The sequence below is a fragment of the Rhodothermales bacterium genome (assembly GCA_041391505.1).
Taxonomy (GTDB): domain Bacteria; phylum Bacteroidota; class Rhodothermia; order Rhodothermales; family JAHQVL01; genus JAWKNW01.
Genome location: JAWKNW010000018.1, coordinates 96,248 through 112,353, shown reverse-complemented (window position 1 = coordinate 112,353; position 16,106 = coordinate 96,248). Strand labels below are relative to the sequence as shown.

Annotated in this window: 9 protein-coding genes; 5 read left to right on the top strand and 4 right to left on the bottom strand. The window is 66.0% G+C overall.

What is annotated here, in order from left to right; all coding sequences use genetic code 11:
- The first annotated feature begins 18 nt into the window (after positions 1–18).
- Both aroB and R2834_16555 read left to right on the top strand, forming a co-directional pair.
- Positions 19–1,107: a 3-dehydroquinate synthase gene (gene aroB / locus R2834_16560; GenBank protein MEZ4701947.1), complete on the top strand. Its 1,089-nt coding sequence runs from the start codon at positions 19–21 to the stop codon at positions 1,105–1,107.
- Between the two features lie 135 nt (positions 1,108–1,242).
- Entirely contained in the window at positions 1,243–5,982 is a 4,740-nt protein-coding gene (locus R2834_16555) for a translocation/assembly module TamB domain-containing protein (GenBank protein ID MEZ4701946.1), read from the top strand.
- On the opposite strand, the gene R2834_16550 is transcribed toward R2834_16555, so the two are convergent.
- Positions 5,983–6,684, bottom strand: a complete 702-nt coding sequence (locus R2834_16550; protein MEZ4701945.1) for a four helix bundle suffix domain-containing protein — start codon at positions 6,682–6,684, stop codon at positions 5,983–5,985.
- A gap of 117 nt (positions 6,685–6,801) precedes the next feature.
- Here R2834_16550 and rnr point away from each other — a divergent pair, with 117 nt between their 5' ends.
- A complete protein-coding gene (gene rnr / locus R2834_16545) occupies positions 6,802–8,946 on the top strand; it encodes a ribonuclease R (protein ID MEZ4701944.1) in 2,145 nt (714 codons plus the stop codon).
- A gap of 108 nt (positions 8,947–9,054) precedes the next feature.
- Here the strand turns inward: rnr and gluQRS are convergent, their stop codons facing one another.
- The gene (gluQRS, locus tag R2834_16540; GenBank protein ID MEZ4701943.1) at positions 9,055–10,071 is read right to left on the bottom strand and encodes a tRNA glutamyl-Q(34) synthetase GluQRS; all 1,017 of its coding nucleotides are present in this window, start codon (positions 10,069–10,071) and stop codon (positions 9,055–9,057) included.
- An 86-nt stretch (positions 10,072–10,157) separates the two neighbouring features.
- On the opposite strand from gluQRS, the gene R2834_16535 reads away from it, so the two are divergent.
- Positions 10,158–11,678 carry a DUF5687 family protein gene (locus R2834_16535; protein MEZ4701942.1) on the top strand — a complete coding sequence of 507 codons (1,521 nt, stop codon included), beginning with the start codon at positions 10,158–10,160 and terminating at the stop codon, positions 11,676–11,678.
- Entirely contained in the window at positions 11,668–12,372 is a 705-nt protein-coding gene (locus R2834_16530) for an ABC transporter ATP-binding protein (protein MEZ4701941.1), read from the top strand. Before R2834_16535 ends, R2834_16530 begins: the two co-directional genes overlap by 11 nt.
- Before the next feature lie 644 nt (positions 12,373–13,016).
- On the opposite strand, the gene hemL is transcribed toward R2834_16530, so the two are convergent.
- Both hemL and hemH read right to left on the bottom strand, forming a co-directional pair.
- Positions 13,017–14,318 (bottom strand): glutamate-1-semialdehyde 2,1-aminomutase, encoded by a 1,302-nt coding sequence (gene hemL / locus R2834_16525; protein MEZ4701940.1) that lies wholly within the window; start codon positions 14,316–14,318, stop codon positions 13,017–13,019.
- Between the two features lie 92 nt (positions 14,319–14,410).
- On the bottom strand, positions 14,411–15,712 hold the full coding sequence (gene hemH / locus R2834_16520) for a ferrochelatase (GenBank protein MEZ4701939.1): 1,302 nt from the start codon (positions 15,710–15,712) through the stop codon (positions 14,411–14,413).
- Between the last annotated feature and the right edge of the window lie 394 nt (positions 15,713–16,106).

Here is a 16,106-nt window from a genome sequence, read left to right as displayed (position 1 = left end):
CCTGACCGTACCCGACCCATGCCTCTTGCCCCAATCCCCGTTCGTTTGCCGGATGGACGCCGGTACGATTATGTCATCGGCTCGCTGTTCAGCCTGGCGGACCGAATGCGCGACGCCGGCCTCCGGCCGGGGCTCTGCTTTGTCGTCACCGACGTGCACCTCGCGGCGCCGTACGGCGCGCCGCTGGTCGCGGGGCTTCGGGCGGGTGGCTGGGAGCCGCACCTGATCACGCTCCCCGCCGGCGAGACCACCAAGGCCCCCGAACATCTGCAGACGATCTACGACGCCGCCCTCGCCGCCGGCATCGACCGGAAGACCCCTATCGTGGCCCTCGGCGGCGGCGTCGTGGGCGACCTCGCGGGGTATGCCGCCGCGACGTTGCTGCGCGGCGTGCCGCTGGTGCAGGTGCCCACGTCGCTGATCGCGCAGGTCGACAGCGCCATCGGGGGGAAAACCGGGATCAACCACGGCGTCGGAAAAAACCTCATCGGCGCGTTCCATCAGCCCCATCTCGTCTATGCCGACATGGAGACGCTCGGCACGCTGCCCGAGCGGGAGTGGTTCAGCGGGCTGGCGGAAGTGGTCAAACACGCGCTCATCGCGGATCCCGACCTGTTCGACCGCATGGAGAGCCAGTGGGAGGGTATCCTCGGGCGGGACATGGCGATCGTGCCCGGCATCATCCACCGGGCGGCTGCCATCAAGATCGAGGTCGTCCAGGAGGACGAGCGCGAGTCGGGCCGGCGGGCCATCCTGAACTTCGGTCACACCTTCGGCCACGCCATCGAGCGCGTGGCCGGCTACGGCGCCTTCACCCACGGCGAGGCCGTGGCGGTGGGGATGATCGCGGCGCTGCAGCTTTCCCGCCTGCTGTACCCCGGCGTCGACTTCGACCGCGCCGAGCGGCTCGTCCGCCGAATCCCCGTCGAAGGAACCCTGCACGGGCTTTCCCGGTCAGCACTACGTGACGCGATGCAATCCGACAAGAAGAAAGCCGGCACCCGGCTCCGGTTCGTCGTCCTCGATCGACCGGGGCACGCGACGGTGGCCGAAAACGTGTCGGAGGAAACAATTGACGCAGCGTGGGATTATGCGAGCGCGGATTGATCGATAACGATCATCGCGCGCTGCGTGCCCCGTGATGTGCCGGCCCCCTCCGATCACGCGCCACGTGCTGTTTCTCCGCTCCGATCGCGAGCCCGCCTTTCGGATCACGCATCAGGTATCGCCAGACGGATCTCCATGCGCGCACTGCTACATATCCCCCGAAGCGTGCTGAAAGGCGCGCTCTACGCGGTGATTGCCGGCGCCGTCCTCTTTCTGGCCCTCACACGCACCCAGGTCGGGCGCGACGGCCTGCGTCTCCAGTTCGAGCGGCAGTTCAACCTCACGTTCCACGGGCAACTCCGCATTGGCCAGCTGCAGGGTAACCTGCTCAATACACTCTACGCGCACAACGTCCACCTGCTGGACCGGGACGGCGCCCTCGTCGCCTCGATCGACGCCGCCGTGGTGCGGCTTCGCTGGCAGGACCTCCTCCGCCGCACTGTCTCGCTCAACAGCATCACGCTGATCCAGCCCGAGCTGAACCTGCTGCTCCGGGAAGACAGCACCTGGAATATCGGAGACCTGTTCAAGCGGCGCGACCCCAGCGTCCGGAACGATCCGTGGGAGTTTACGTCGGCCGACATCCGGATCATGGACGGGGCGGTCCACACCCACAACCTGGGCGCCGATCCCCTGCCCGTGCGGGAGGGCCGGCTGTTCGACTATACCCGCTACGACATCTCCCGCATCCAGACCCGCATGAACGTCGAGTGGGTCTCGGATATCAAGCTGCTCGATATCGACTACTTTTCGAGCGACCTCCCGCCGATCGCCAAGCGAATCGAAAACGTGCAGGGGCAGTTCGTCATCATGGACGACAAGGTGGAGCTCAACCAGGTCGGGGTCCTCTTCGGGGGCACGACCCTCGTGATGACGGGCAGCCTCGATCATATCTCGCAGTTCCCGGACATGCCCGGCGACGCCGCGCTCGACCTGGAGCTGTTCGACAGCCGGATCGCGCACGCCGACCTGCAGCATTTCTTCCCGCGGCTCCCCGTAGCGGACACGCTGCAGGCCTCGGCGCGGCTGCGGGGCACCCTCCGCGACCTGTCCGTGCCGGCCTTCAACGTGCGCCGCGGCGCCACGGCCCTCTCGGGCACCGGCTTCCTCTACGGCTACCCCGACTCGCTCAGCATCGCCGTCAACGTCGACCCCGGCCGGCTCACCGGCGGCGACCTCAAGGCCATCTATCCCGCCGGCCGCTTCGACCCCATCGAGACGATGGGCGTCGTGGAAATCGATCGGCTGGATGCGCGCGGCACCTTCCACCCCGGCGCGAGCGGCGCCCGGCCGTTTTCGGTGAGCCTCACGCTGGACGCCCACAGCGCGGCTGGCCACGTCGCCGGGTCGGCGGACCTGTCGATGAACGCGGCGCGCCGCCTCTCCTATCGCACCGACCTGCAGGTGGACTCGCTGAATCTCGCCCGGGCGCTGCCGGAGGCCCCGACGAGCGATATCAACGGCGCCCTCTACGCGTACGGCAACGACATCGCGCCCGAGAAGCTCGACGGCGAACTGCATCTCGCGCTGCGCTCATCCTCGGTGGAAGACCGCCGTGTCGACACGCTCGACGTGTACCTCGCCGCCGACGCCGGCGTCTGGAACGCGTTCCTGCTGGCGCGCCCCGAAGGTTCGGGCCGGCTGGAGGCCGAGGGCCGCGTCAACTTCGCCTCGGCCCAGCCCACCGTCGCCGGCGAGCTGACGCTCCGCCGGCTGGACCTGGGCGAGCTGCTGCGCAACGACTCGCTGCAGACCGACCTCAACGCCCGGCTGCGGTGGCGCGGCGAGGGCCTCGCCTGGAACGACATCCGCGGCCGGCTCCAGCTGGCCATCGACTCGTCGACCGTCACCCACGGCGACGCCGAGCCGCGGCCCATCTTGGCGAATCAGAGCACCGTCACGATCGAGGACCTGCCCACGGGCGCCCGCCGGCTGACGCTCGACGGCGACGCGCTCACGCTGACGGCGGAGGGCAACATGGTGGCGCTGCCGCTCGCCGCGCTGGGCCGGCTGTGGGGCGAAAGCCTCGCCCGCGCCGTCGAACGCGAGCGGAACAAGCCCCGCATGATCGTCCTCGACCCCGACGAGGCCGAAGAAACGCTCACCGAACGCGCCTTCGCCACCACGATCGACGAGCTGTACATCGAGCAGCTCCAGCGGCGCGCCTACCAGCGGATCGCCGAGGCCGGGACGGATTCGATCCTGCACGTCGACGTCCGGCTCGACCTGCACCGGTCCGACCTGCTCATCGGCGCGTTCCCGCCCACGTTCAACGAACTCGACACCGACCTCCACGGCGACCTGCAGCTCGACATTGGTCCGAGCCAGCTCGGCATCGCCGGCACGTTTTTCGGGGATTCGCTCGAGACCGGGTTGACGAAGAGCAAGTCGCCCCACATCGAATTTCAGCTGACGGGCAGCCTGGATACACCGTTGATGGACAACCTGCAGATGCAGGCGTCGCTCGCGGCCGACTCGCTGCTGTTCGCCGGCCACTACTTCCGGCATCCGTCGATGGCCTTTACGCTCGGCCGGCGCAACGGGCGCTTCACCTTCCTGACGCAGAGCGGGCCGCGCTCCGGCTCGCAGCGCCTCTCCGCGCGGCTGGACCTGTTGCCAGACCGCAACCGCCTCATCCTGCAGGATCTGGCGCTGTCCATCGGCTCGTCCGCCTGGAAAACCATCGCGTCGGGCCCGATCGATTTTTACAGCGACGCCATCGTCCTGCCCGACTTCGTCCTCGAAAGCCCCGGCGCCGACGACGCCGAGACCCAGCGCATCCGGATCGACGGGGTGTTTTCCGACCGCAGCGTCGACACCACGTTCATCCACATCGAGGAGATCGGCATCCGGCCGTTTTCGGAGTTCGCCAACATGAACCTGCCGATGGGCGGGCTGGTGAGCGGCCGGCTGGCCTTCACCTCGCACGACCGGCAGCCCGAGCTCACCGGTTCGGTGGACATCGACCATTTCTCGCTCGACAACCGCGTCCTGGGCAACCTGAACGTGGCGAGCCGCTACCTTCCCGGGCTCCCCGACGTCGGCCTCACCGTCGACCTCGCCCCGGTGCCCGATGCCGACCAGAGCGCGCTGCTCCCCGACGCCGCCGTGCGGTCCATCTACGAGGAAAACGCCCTCCAGATCGCCGGCACCTTCCGGCTCCCCGTCTACAACCGCCAGCGCACCGGCTTCCTGGATCCCGGCGCCCTCAACCTCGACGTGAACCTCGAACGCGCCGACGTCTTCTTCTTCGAGTTCATCTTCCCCGAGCTGCTGCGCAACGTGAACGGCTTCGTCGCCGGCAGCGGCAAGATCTCCGGCGACTTCTCCTACCCCCTCTTCGACGCCGATCTCCAGCTCGCCGACGGCGCGCTCGACATGCCCCGGTTCGACCTCTCGCTGCGGGACGTCAAATCGCCCGTACGGGTGGATCGGCGGGGCATCCACCTGGCGAACGCGACGCTGCGCGACCAGATGGGCGGCACCGCGCAGATCGAGGGCTCGTTCCTGTTCAACGAATACCGGTATTTCTCGTTCGACCTGCGCGGGGCGCTCGACGAGCTGCTCATCATGAACCGGAGCACCGCCGACGACCTGCCGTTCTATGGCCAGATCTGGGCCTCCGGCTCGCTGACGTTGACCGGGCCGGCGTACAACGCGCTGCTCCGCTCCACCGACGCCGTCACCCGGGCCAACAGCGAGCTGTACATCCCCGTCACCGAGGAAGAAGAGTTTTCGGATGTCGGCTTCCTGATCTATGCCGATTCGACGGGCGAGGTGCCCGACTTCCGCCGGCTGGCGTACCGCTCCAACCTCCTGTCGAAACGCCCCGAAGGCGAGCGGCGCTTCATCGACGGGTTGTCGATGGACCTCAACATCTTCGCGCCGGCCGGGTCGACCATCCATCTCGTCTTCGACCCCCTCCTCGGCGACGTCGTCAACGCCGTCGGCAGCGGGCGCATCCAGCTCCAGCGCCGCGAGGGCGAGATCGCGACATTCGGGACGCTGAACATCGCCTCGGGCGACTACCTCTTCACCGCCGGCGAGGTCTTCGCCCGCCGCTTCCTCATCGACAGCGGCGGGACGCTGACGTGGGACGGCGACCCGATCGACGCGGCGATCCACATCCCGGCTTCGTACAAGACGCGCGCGTCGCCGGCCGGCCTGCCGGGCGAGGCGCTCAGCGGAACGACGTTCATCCCCCTCGTCGTCAAGCTCGACATCACGGGCCGCGTGTCGACGCCCGAGGTGGCGCTGAGCCTCGAGACCGACCAGAGCGACCGCAACTACACGGGGAACTACGCCGGCATCGAGGCCATCCTCAACCAGCCCGAGCGGTCGACCGACTTCGCGACGAGCGTACTGCTCACCAACTCGTTCCTGCTGACGACCGAAAACCTCACCGGGGCCGGCTCGCTGACCAACTCGGGCGAACAGCTTGCCTTCAGCAGCGTGTCGCAGCTCGTGGCGAGCCAGCTCAACCGCTTCCTGAACGAGGCGCTGCCGAACGTCGACTTCAACCTCGGTCTCCAGGGCGAGAGCATCCAGGACCCGGGCGTCACGGCCGGCGTGGCGCTCTACCTGCTCGACGAGCGCCTCGTGATCCGCGGCCAGGGCGTCTACCAGAACGAGCAGACGCAGAACCAGAGCGGCCTGGAGGGCGAGTTCACCGTGGAGGTTCGGCTGAACCCGAGTGTGTCGGTCGAGGTCTTCCTCCGCCGCGAGGGCGACGTGCTGGCCGAAAACGCGCTGACGAGCACGCGCGGCGCCGGCCTGTCGTACCAGACCCAGTTCGCCTCGTGGCGCCGGCTGTGGTCGCGCATCTTCGGCAAGAAGCGTCCGGACCCGACGGACGACGAGGTGGCGCAGCGGTGATTATCGCCGGCGGTTGCGTTGCTTTCGCGCCCGGTACAGGCGCTCCGTGAAACCGCCCTCTTCGGTGAAGGTGGCCGCTAACGCATCCAGCTGACGGCGCAGGAGGCCGGTTGCCACGTTGATGAGCACAATGGCCGCGTTGGCGGCGGCCTCGTCGGGGGTAGGGCCCCGGGTGGACAGGGGGGACTCGAGGGACGGGTTGTTGCGCTTCCGTCGTTTTCTAGCGTGGTTGCCCCTTTCAGTTTCCTTTGCGCGAGTCAGTCCGCCGCGTCCGACCTGTCCACCCCCGCTACCTGCCCCCCCCCGCCGGCACACCTCAGCCACCCAGGCGGCCACCTCGTCCGCACTCTGGCACCGCCTCGCTACCAACTCATCCCGTCGCGGGTCGTCGCTCGGCCAGATCGACAACCGGCGCTGGCGCAGGTAATCCTCGTAGTCGAGGCGTAACTCCGCGAGGCTGGCGCGGGCCACGTTGGTCAGCTTCATCTCGGTTTTTTTCGAGGTGGCGCTGGCCATACTGCCTTCGGCGATGTTCTGCACGCCGCTTCGCGCCGCCTGGACCATCTGGTCGTGCGTGCGGCTGAAGCGACTGATGTAGCGGTCGCAGAAACGGACGGTGACGTCGTAGCACACCCGCGCCACCTGGAAGCTCTTGAGGTGGCGGTACCCGCCGCGCCGGGGAAGAAGGGGTTCGGTTGACATACGGGGGCGTCTTTATCCAGATAGACGCATCCAGCCGCCGTGACGTACCCTCTCGGCGCAACCTTGCCCGCCCGCGCTGGTACCAGCATCGCATTCTTTACCTACCTTTTTTCCGACGTGGCGAATTCCAGACGCAAGATTCCGAGCCGGCGCGGCCCGAACCCCAAGGCCATGAAGGCCAACATCCTCAAGCTCCTCCGCAACAACGGAGACCGCTCGTACCACCCCAAGGAAGCCGCGAAACTCCTCGGCTATACGGCTTACGACAGCTACCGCGAGTTCATGACGGCGCTCGACGAGTTGCGCCGGCAGGATGAGATCAAGACCGTCGGCGCGCGGGTGCAGTATGGCGGCAGCCGGCGGCAGGTGGCCGAAGGCGTCGTCCGCCTCAACCGTGAAGGGTATGGTTATGTGGAGGTGGAGGGCATCGAGGAGGGCTTCGCCGTCCGCCCCGCCGACGCCGGCTCGGCGATGAACGGCGACCGGGTCAAGATCCGGTACGGCAACGCGCGCACGAGCGCGGGCCGGCGGAAGGCGCAGGTCATCGAGATCGTCGAACGCGCGCAGCAGGACGTGATCGGCACGCTCTTCCAGAAAGGAAAACAGCTCTTCCTCGAGGCCGACGATCCCACCTTTCCCCACAAGGTCAACGTCGCCGCCGACGCCGACCAGCCGCTGCATTTCAAGAAGGCGCTCGTCCGGCTCGAGGACTTCGACGCCTTCCGTCACCAGTTCAACGGCCGGCTCATCGAGGTCTTCGGCCCGGCGGACGACCCGGACTCGCTCACCCGCGCGCTGATGCGCCGGCACGGGCTGACCTCCCGCTTCCCCGCCGACGTGCTGGAGGAGGCCGAGGGCATCCCGGCCGAAATCCCCGAAGCGGAGATCCGCCGGCGGACCGACCTCCGCCCCCGCCGCATCTTCACGATCGATCCCGAAACGGCGCGCGACTTCGACGACGCCATCCATATCGAGCCACGGGATGACGGCGGCCTCGACATCGGCGTCCACATCGCCGACGTCAGCTACTACGTCGCCCCGGGTGGCCCGCTCGACCGCGAGGCTTACCTCCGCGCCACGAGCGTCTACCTCGCCGACCGCGCCATCCCCATGCTGCCCGAGCGGCTCTCCGGCGACCTCTGCTCGCTGCGGCCGAACGAGGACCGCCTGGCCTTCTCGTGCCTGATGACGCTGGACGAGAGCGGCACGGTCACGGACTATGCGTTCAGGGAAACCGTCATCCACTCGGGCCGGCGGTTCACGTACGAGGAAGCCCAGGCCGTCATCGATGGCGGCCTGCTCGACGAACCCTTCGCCCCGGACGTGCGCCGCGCCGCGGTGCTGACGGAACGCCTCCGCAAGCACCGGCACGAACACGGTTCGATCGACTTTGACCTGCCCGAGACGCGCGTCGTGCTCGACGAGGCCGGCAACCCGCTGGCCATCGAACGCAAGGACCGGATGGCGAGCCATTTCCTCATCGAGGAGCTGATGCTGCTGGCCAACAAGCTCGCGGCGCAGGAGCTGGCGAAGGGCCGGCACAAGGCCGAGGGCGGCAAGGGCGTCTACCGCGTGCACGACTGGCCCGACGCCGAGCGGCTCCTGCAGCTCGCGACCTACATCCGGGCGTTCGGTTTTAAACTCCCGGTGCAGGACGGGCGCGTCCGCCCGCAGGACCTCAACGCGCTGATGGAGGCCGTTCGCGGCAAGCCGGCGGAGCCGGTCATCAAATACGCCGCGCTCCGCTCGATGGCGAAGGCGGCGTACAGCACCAAAAACGTCGGGCACTACGGGCTCGGGTTCAGCCACTACAGCCACTTCACGAGTCCGATCCGGCGGTACCCCGATCTGATGGCGCACCGGCTGCTGAAGAACATGCCGGCCGGCGGGCCGCAGAACGAGGATCTGGAGTCGCGCTGCGAGCACTGCTCCGAACGCGAACGCCGGGCCGAGGAGGCCGAGCGCGACTCGATCAAGCAGAAACAGGCCATTTTCGCCCTCAAGCACCTCGGCGACACCTTCCAGGGCGTGGTCACCAACGCCACCCGGTTCGGCATCTTCGTCGAAATCCCGACCCTGTTGCTGGAAGGCCTCGTCCATGTCCGCGAAATGGACGACGACTACTACGAATACGACGAGCAGCGCTTCGCGCTCATCGGGTCGCACACCGGCAAGACCTTCCAGCCCGGCCTCGCCGTCCGCGTCCGCATCGAGGGCGCCAATCCGAACACGGGAGAGATTGATTTCGGGTTTGCCAAATAGGGCCCATCCCCCATGACACCTTGCAACAGCGCATACGGGATACCGTGCATCGTGTCGTGCCGCAGGCCGTAACCCGTCTGATCGGCTCGGCGCGTCGGAGGTGACCTTTCACACGCCGGCGATCGCCTTCGCCGGGTCGGCCGGCAGCACCCAGTCTTCGCGGCCGATGCGGCCCCAATCGAACAGGGGGATCAGCTCCGGCGGGGCGATCGGTCTCGGCGCCGGCAACAGGCCGAGCGAATGCGCAAGGTAGCCCACCACCTGCTCGGGCCGGATGCCGGCGTCGTGCAGGGCGCCAAGCGCCAGGCCGGCGTCGCGTTTGGAGAGCTTCTGTCCTTCCGCATTGAGCACCAGCGGCACATGGCCGTAGGCCGGCCGGACGCCCCCCAGCGCCTCGATGAGCTGGATCTGGCGGGGCGTCGACCAGAGCAGGTCGGCCCCGCGAACGACCTCCGTGATGCCCATCTGCAGGTCGTCGACGACGACGGCGAGCTGATAGGCGTAATAGCCATCGCGCCGGCGGAGCACAAAATCGCCTACCGCCTCCGAGACCCGTTCGCGCAACGTCCCGTACACGCGATCCTCCAACTCGACTTCCCCATCCTCCACCCGAAAACGGATGCTGGCTTCCGGGGCCGGAGCGGCCATGAGCGCCTCGAACCATCCGGGCGGGACGTCCGCCGGGCGCAGTGCGGCCGGGTACGGAGCGGTCTCGGCGCCGTGGGGCGCGGAGCTGAGCGCCTCCAGGTCCTTCCGGGAGCGGGCGCACGGAAAGAGGCGACCGGCCTGGTGGAGCCGGCGCAGCGCCGCGTCGTACCGGTCCGTTCGGGTGGACTGGACGTAGGGGCCGAACGCGCCGCCGGCGCCGGGGCCCTCGTCCCAATCGATGCCCAGCCACTGCAGGTCCTCGACGGCCGCCTCGGCCAGGCCGGGCACCGTCCGCGCGGCGTCCAGATCCTCCAGCCGCCACACGAAGACGCCCTGCTGCCGCCGAACGGAGAGCCACGCGGCGAGCGCCGTCCGCGCGTTGCCGAGATGGATGCGTCCCGTCGGCGAGGGCGCATACCGGCCGCGCGCGATCGGGGCCTTCGCGGCCTCATTCCGCCGGGTACCTGTATCTGTCATGACTGCTTGTTACATTGCGCTGCAACCCGTCCTGATCAAGCGGGTTCGGTAAAGTACGTCTCGCCTGCAAGTAATCCCATCCACGCATGTCCCGTCCCGCTCCACCTGCCACGGTGGTGTACCGTCAACTGCTCGTCCACCACTGGAAAAGCCTGACCCGTTCGCTGAGCAAGCGAAATCGCTGGCTGACCCTGCTGGCCGGCGTGGTGGTGATGTTATACGTGACGGTGACGCTCGGCATGATCGGCCTGCTGTTCAAGGAGATTTTTCGTGGCACGCCGGCGGGGGTGGATACCGTGAGCTTCCTGAACCAGCATCTGATCGAGGTGATGCTGGCGCTGTTTTCCATGCGGTTTTTCCTGCAGCAGGGCCCTCGGGTCAAGATCCGCCCGTATCTCCATCTCCCGATCCCCCGCAAACAGCTCGTTCGCTTCTTCCAGCTCTTTTCCCTCGTCAGCTTCCACAACCTCATCCCGTATCTCTTCATCATCCCGTTCTGGACCCGTTATCTGGTGATGGGCGGCTACGGGGTACGGGGGTCGCTGACCTGGCTGACGGGCTTCACGTTGCTCCTGCTGCTGTCCCACTTCACGATCAACCTGCTCCGGACGATCCTGAGCCGCAATTCGCTCCATTTCCTGATCGCGGTGTCCATCATGGCGTCGGCGCTGGTCATCGATCAGATGATCCAGACCCGCTTCATTAACCTGATATCCATCGCGCTGTTCGGGCAGCTCGCGGCGGGCAATCTGTGGTTTCTCTTTCTGATCGCCGCGTTCACCCTCAGCATGTTTCTGTACTCGAGCGCGGTCATCCGGCAGAACCTGCGCTCGGCGGCCGATGACGCCCAGAGCCATCGCGTGATACGCCGCGCCATCTTCTTCGGCCCGAAACGCGGCCAGGTGCTCAACCTGATCATGCTCGAGTTGCGGATGATCTGGCGCAACAAACGGCCCAAACACTATTTCCTCTTGAGCGTCGTGTTCGCCGTGGCCTATATCTCGCTGATGCTGGCGGATACGGAAGCGTTTCAGAGCGAGGCGATCAACGCCGTCATCGGGCTGTTCGCCTCGGGGACCTTCGCGTTGAATTACGGACAGCTCATGTTCGCCTGGGAAAGCATCTATTTCGATGGCTTCCTCACCCGGGCGATTCGGCCGGAGGAAATCGTACTGGCCAAGCTGATGATCCTCCAGGGGTCCTGTTTGTTGTTCTTCCTCATAAGTCTGCCGCTGTTTATCTGGCTCAACCCGGATTTGCTGCTGCTGCACGTGACGTTCCTGTTCTACAACGCCGGCGTCACGAGCGTGCTGGTGCTGGCGCTGGCCGTACGGAACCAGCATCGGGTGGATATCGCGAAGAGCGGAAGCTTTTTTAATTATGAAGGGTTCTCTCTGTCCCACTGGCTCTGGATCATCCCGACCGTCCTCCCGCCGGCCATTATCCTGTTCGTGCTGCAAAGCATCCGCTGGACGGCGCTGTTGTTTATCGGCGGCATGGGCGTGGCCAGCCTCGTTTTTTCCCGCCAATGGAGCGAACACTTCACGCGGCAGCTGCTTCGGCGAAAGTACGTGATGGCCATGGGCTTCAGGAAACATGAAGATTAACGTCCACCGGCTCAAAAAAAGGTACTCCGAGCAGTTTGCGCTCGACGTGCCGGCGCTGTCGATCGCCGCGGGCCAGTCCTTTGGTCTGGTCGGCAACAATGGCGCCGGCAAGACGACCTTTTTGCGCCTCGTGCTGGACCTCCTCCCCGCCGACGAGGGGCATGTGGAAATCGACGGGATGACTGTCGCCGAGTCGGAGGACTGGAAACGCAACGTCGGCTCCTACCTGGACAGCTCGTTTCTGCTCGACTACCTCTCTCCGCTCGAGTTCTTCTCCTTCATCGGCACCGTCTACGGCCTGACCAAGGCCGAGACCATGGAGCGCCTCGAGCCCTTCGCCCCGTTCCTGCCGGCGGACGCGCTGGAGCCCCACGGCGTCCTCATCCGCGACCTGTCGACCGGAAACGCCAAGAAGGTCGGCATCGTCGCGGCGCTGTTCTTCCACCCCGAGATCGTCATCCTCGACGAGCCGTTCGCCAACCTCGATCCCCGCTCCCAGATCGTGCTCAAAAACATGCTGCGCGACCTGAATATGCAGCAAGGCCTCACGATGATCATCTCAAGCCACGACCTCGCGCACGTGACCGAAGTCTGCAAACGCATCGCCGTGCTCGAGGACGGCGAGTTCGTCCGCGAGATCGACACCTCCGAAGAGACCCTCAAGGAATTGCAAGCCTATTTCGCGGCAGAGTAGCGGCGCGATACCTGTCAGCCGCTGAAGGGTCAGGTCACGCTGCAGTACGTTAAACTCCTCGAGTCCGTCACCCCCCTCGAGTCCGTCATCCCCCTCGAGTCCGTCACCCCCCTCGAGTCCGTCACCCCCCTCGAGTCCGTCACCCCCCTCAAGTCCGTCATCCCCCTCGAGTCCGTCACCCCCTCGAGTCCGTCATCCCCTCGAGTCCGTCACCCCCTCGAGTCCGTCATCCCCTCGAGTCCGTCATCCCCCTCGAGTCCGTCATCCCCCCTCGAGTCCGTCATCCCCCTCGAGTCCGTCATCCCCCCCATTCCGCAGTCATCCCCGACCTGATCGGGGATCCATACGAGGTATATCGGTTGCTTAACATCGCGCCAGGAACCGCATATGAGGTATTCCCAAGCCTTCCATGGATCCCCGATCGGGGTCGGGGATGACTGCGGAATGGGAGGAGGTTGTCGTTTCAGGTCGATGCGTGATCCAGGGCGACGACAGGTCAAGCGGCGGGCCTCATCCCCGATCGAGGTCGGGGATGACGCGACCCCGATCGGGGTCGGGGATGACGCGGTGCGGAGTGGGAGGAGGTTGTCGTTTCAGGTCGATGCGTGATCCAGGGCGACGAAAGATCAAGCTCCCCGGCGAGCTCACCCCGCCTGCTCCAGCGCCGCGCGCTGCGCCCTGAGGGTCGCGTTCAACTCCTTGTCCCCGTGGTGCGTCGAGAAGAAAAACGCCTCGAACTGGGACGGGGCCAGGTAGATGCCCTGATCGAGCATCGCGTGGAAATAGCGGCCGTAGCGGGCCGTGTCGCAGGTACGGGCGGTGTCGTAGTCGACGACCTGCCGATCGGTGAAGAACAGACACCCCATCGACCCCACGCGGGTCTGGTAGAAGGGGATGCCGGCCGCTCGCAGGTTCTGCTGCGTCCCCTCGGCGAGGGCGGCGCCGTATCGTTCGAGCCGGTCGTACACGGCCGGGTCGTCCGCGATCTGGCGCAGTGTGGCGTAGCCGGCATGCATGGCGAGCGGGTTGCCGGAGAGCGTGCCGGCCTGATATACCGGGCCGGCCGGCGAGACGAAATCCATCAACTCCTTCCGGCCGCCATAGGCGCCTACGGGGAGCCCGCCTCCGACGATCTTCCCGAGGGTGGTCAGGTCCGGCAGGACGCCATACCGTTCCTGGGCGCCGCCGGGCGCGACGCGGAAGCCGGTCATCACCTCGTCGAACAGGAGCACGATGCCGTGCGCGTCGCACAGGGTGCGCAGCCCCTCAAGAAAACCCGGCGCCGGCGGGACGCACCCCATGTTGCCCGCGATCGGCTCCAGGATGATGCACGCGATCTCGCCGGCGTTGGCCTCGACGATGCGCTGCACCTGCGGGAGGTCGTTAAACCGGGCCAGGAGGGTGTCCTGCGCCGTACCCGGCGTCACGCCCGGCGAGTTGGGCTGTCCGAACGTCATCGCGCCGCTGCCGGCGGCGATCAGGAAAAAATCCGCGTGGCCGTGGTAGTGCCCCTCGAACTTGACGATCTTCTGCCGGCCCGTGAAGCCCCGCGCGAGACGGACGGCGCTCATTGTGGCCTCGGTGCCCGAGTTCACAAAACGCACCTTCTCGATCGAAGGCACGAGGTCGCGCACGAGCGCGGCGAGTTCGATCTCGATCCGCGTCGGCGCGCCGAAGGAGGTGGACCGCCCTGCCGCCTCCGCCACCGCCGCCACGACCCGCGGATCGGCGTGGCCGAACAGCATGGGGCCCCACGACGCCACATAATCGAGGTAGCTGTTGCCGTCGATATCGTGCAGGTAGGCGCCCTCGGCGCGGTCGAAAAAGATGGGCGTGCCGCCGACGCTCTTGAAGGCGCGAACGGGCGAGTTGACCCCGCCGGGGATGACACGCTGGGCTTCAGCGAACGCGGCCTCGCTGCGGGGTCTCACGATCGGATTCGACATAACAGGGGTACAGGAGAGGCGGATGGGATGACGCGACGGGGGAGCATACGGACAAACAGGCGAAAAAGAACGCCTCACCCGTGCGTCGGGATTCAATCCTGCGTCTTGCTCGGATCGACGACGGGAAGCACGGGACGGGGCACCGGCGCCGTCCATTTTTTGGCCTCGACGCTCGCATCGCACTGCTGGCAGCGCCGGCACGCTTCCGAGGCGTCGAAACGAGGCAGTTCATTGAGCGGACGCAGCGGATACCCCTCCCGGGTGGCCGGCGCGCCGTCGCCGGAACCCATCGCGCCCTCGCCGGCCGGCATGCGGATCTGCGAGACCACGACCTCGCCCAGCGCCTCGATGAAAAGCGGGTGGTTGTTGAGGCCGCGCGTGACCTCGTAATGGGTGATGCCATACCCCTCGGCCTGCTCCCGCACTTCCATGTCCAGTTCGAACTGGGTCCCTACATGGTCGCACACGAACCCCATCGGATTGACGAGCACCGCCTTGCGGCCGGCCTGGGCGAGTTCCTTCAGCTTGCCGGGGAGGCTCGGGGACAGCCATTCCGCCGGACCGACCTTGCTCTGGAAGCCGACATGGTGCGGCCGGTCGTACCCGCGCAGCGCCATCACCTGCTCCACCGAACGGTGGATATGGCAGCAGTAGGGATCGTGCCGGTCGCGCATTTCCCGGATGGGTGTGCCGTGCGCGCTGAAAACGAGTTCGACGTCGCCGCGAATCTCGCGCGGGAAGCGCTGCAAGCCTTCGTCGATGCGTTCGCTGATGGCCTGGATGTATTTGGGGTTGGCCGCGTATTCGTATACGTACGACGTGGGCCAGTACGGGATTTCGTTGGCCTGCTCGAGCGTCCACCAGTAAAGGAACGACGAGCCGGCGGACGTCTTGGAGTATTGCGGGTACATCGGCAGGAGGAGCACCTTCGTGATGCCGTCCTGCTGCATCCGGCGTACCGCCTCCTCGCTGGTCGGATGCCAGTACCGCATCGCGACGTAGGTACGGAACGACACGCCGGCGCTACGGCCATATACCTCGTTGAGATGCGATTCCAGTTCCGTCGCCTGCTCCTGGGTGAGCCGGTTGATCGGCGACCCGCCACCGATGGCCTCGTAATCCTGCCTCAGCTTGCGCCCGCGCGTTTTGGCGATAAACGTGGCCAGCCAGTGACGCCACGACCCCTTGAGCGGGATATCGATAATGGCGGGGTCCATGAAGAGGTTGTACAAAAACGGCGCGACATCCGCCCGTTTGTAGGGACCCCCGAGATTGAACAGCACCACACCCACCTTATCCCCATGCTCCAGCGCCAACGGATCGGACGCGTAGAATGCTCCGCTTATCAGCCGGTCATCGTACTGGTAATAAGTGAGAAACTGACGCGGAGTCATCGGGAACGATTCGATTTCCGGGGTGGTGTTTCGCTACGTATCTTTTAGTCGAATTCAAACAATGTCAGTTCCGGATCGACATTGAAGTTTTCTCTAATCTAGCGATGTTAAGGACGTTTGCAAGGCGACGCAGGGCCGGGGGGATAAGGGATAAGGGATACAAGATGCAGGATGCAGGATGCAGGATGTTTACCGAAAAAGCTGCTGGTAATCGGTGATCCCGCATCTTGTATCCTGTATCCCGCATCTTGTATCCTGTATCCCGCATCCTGTATCCCGCATCTTGCATCCCGCATCCTGTATATCCCGCATCCGATGCGCTCTCACAGCATGCTGATCACGCACCAATCTACTTAACACGCCGGCTCAATAAGGCTAATTTCTCATAAATAAA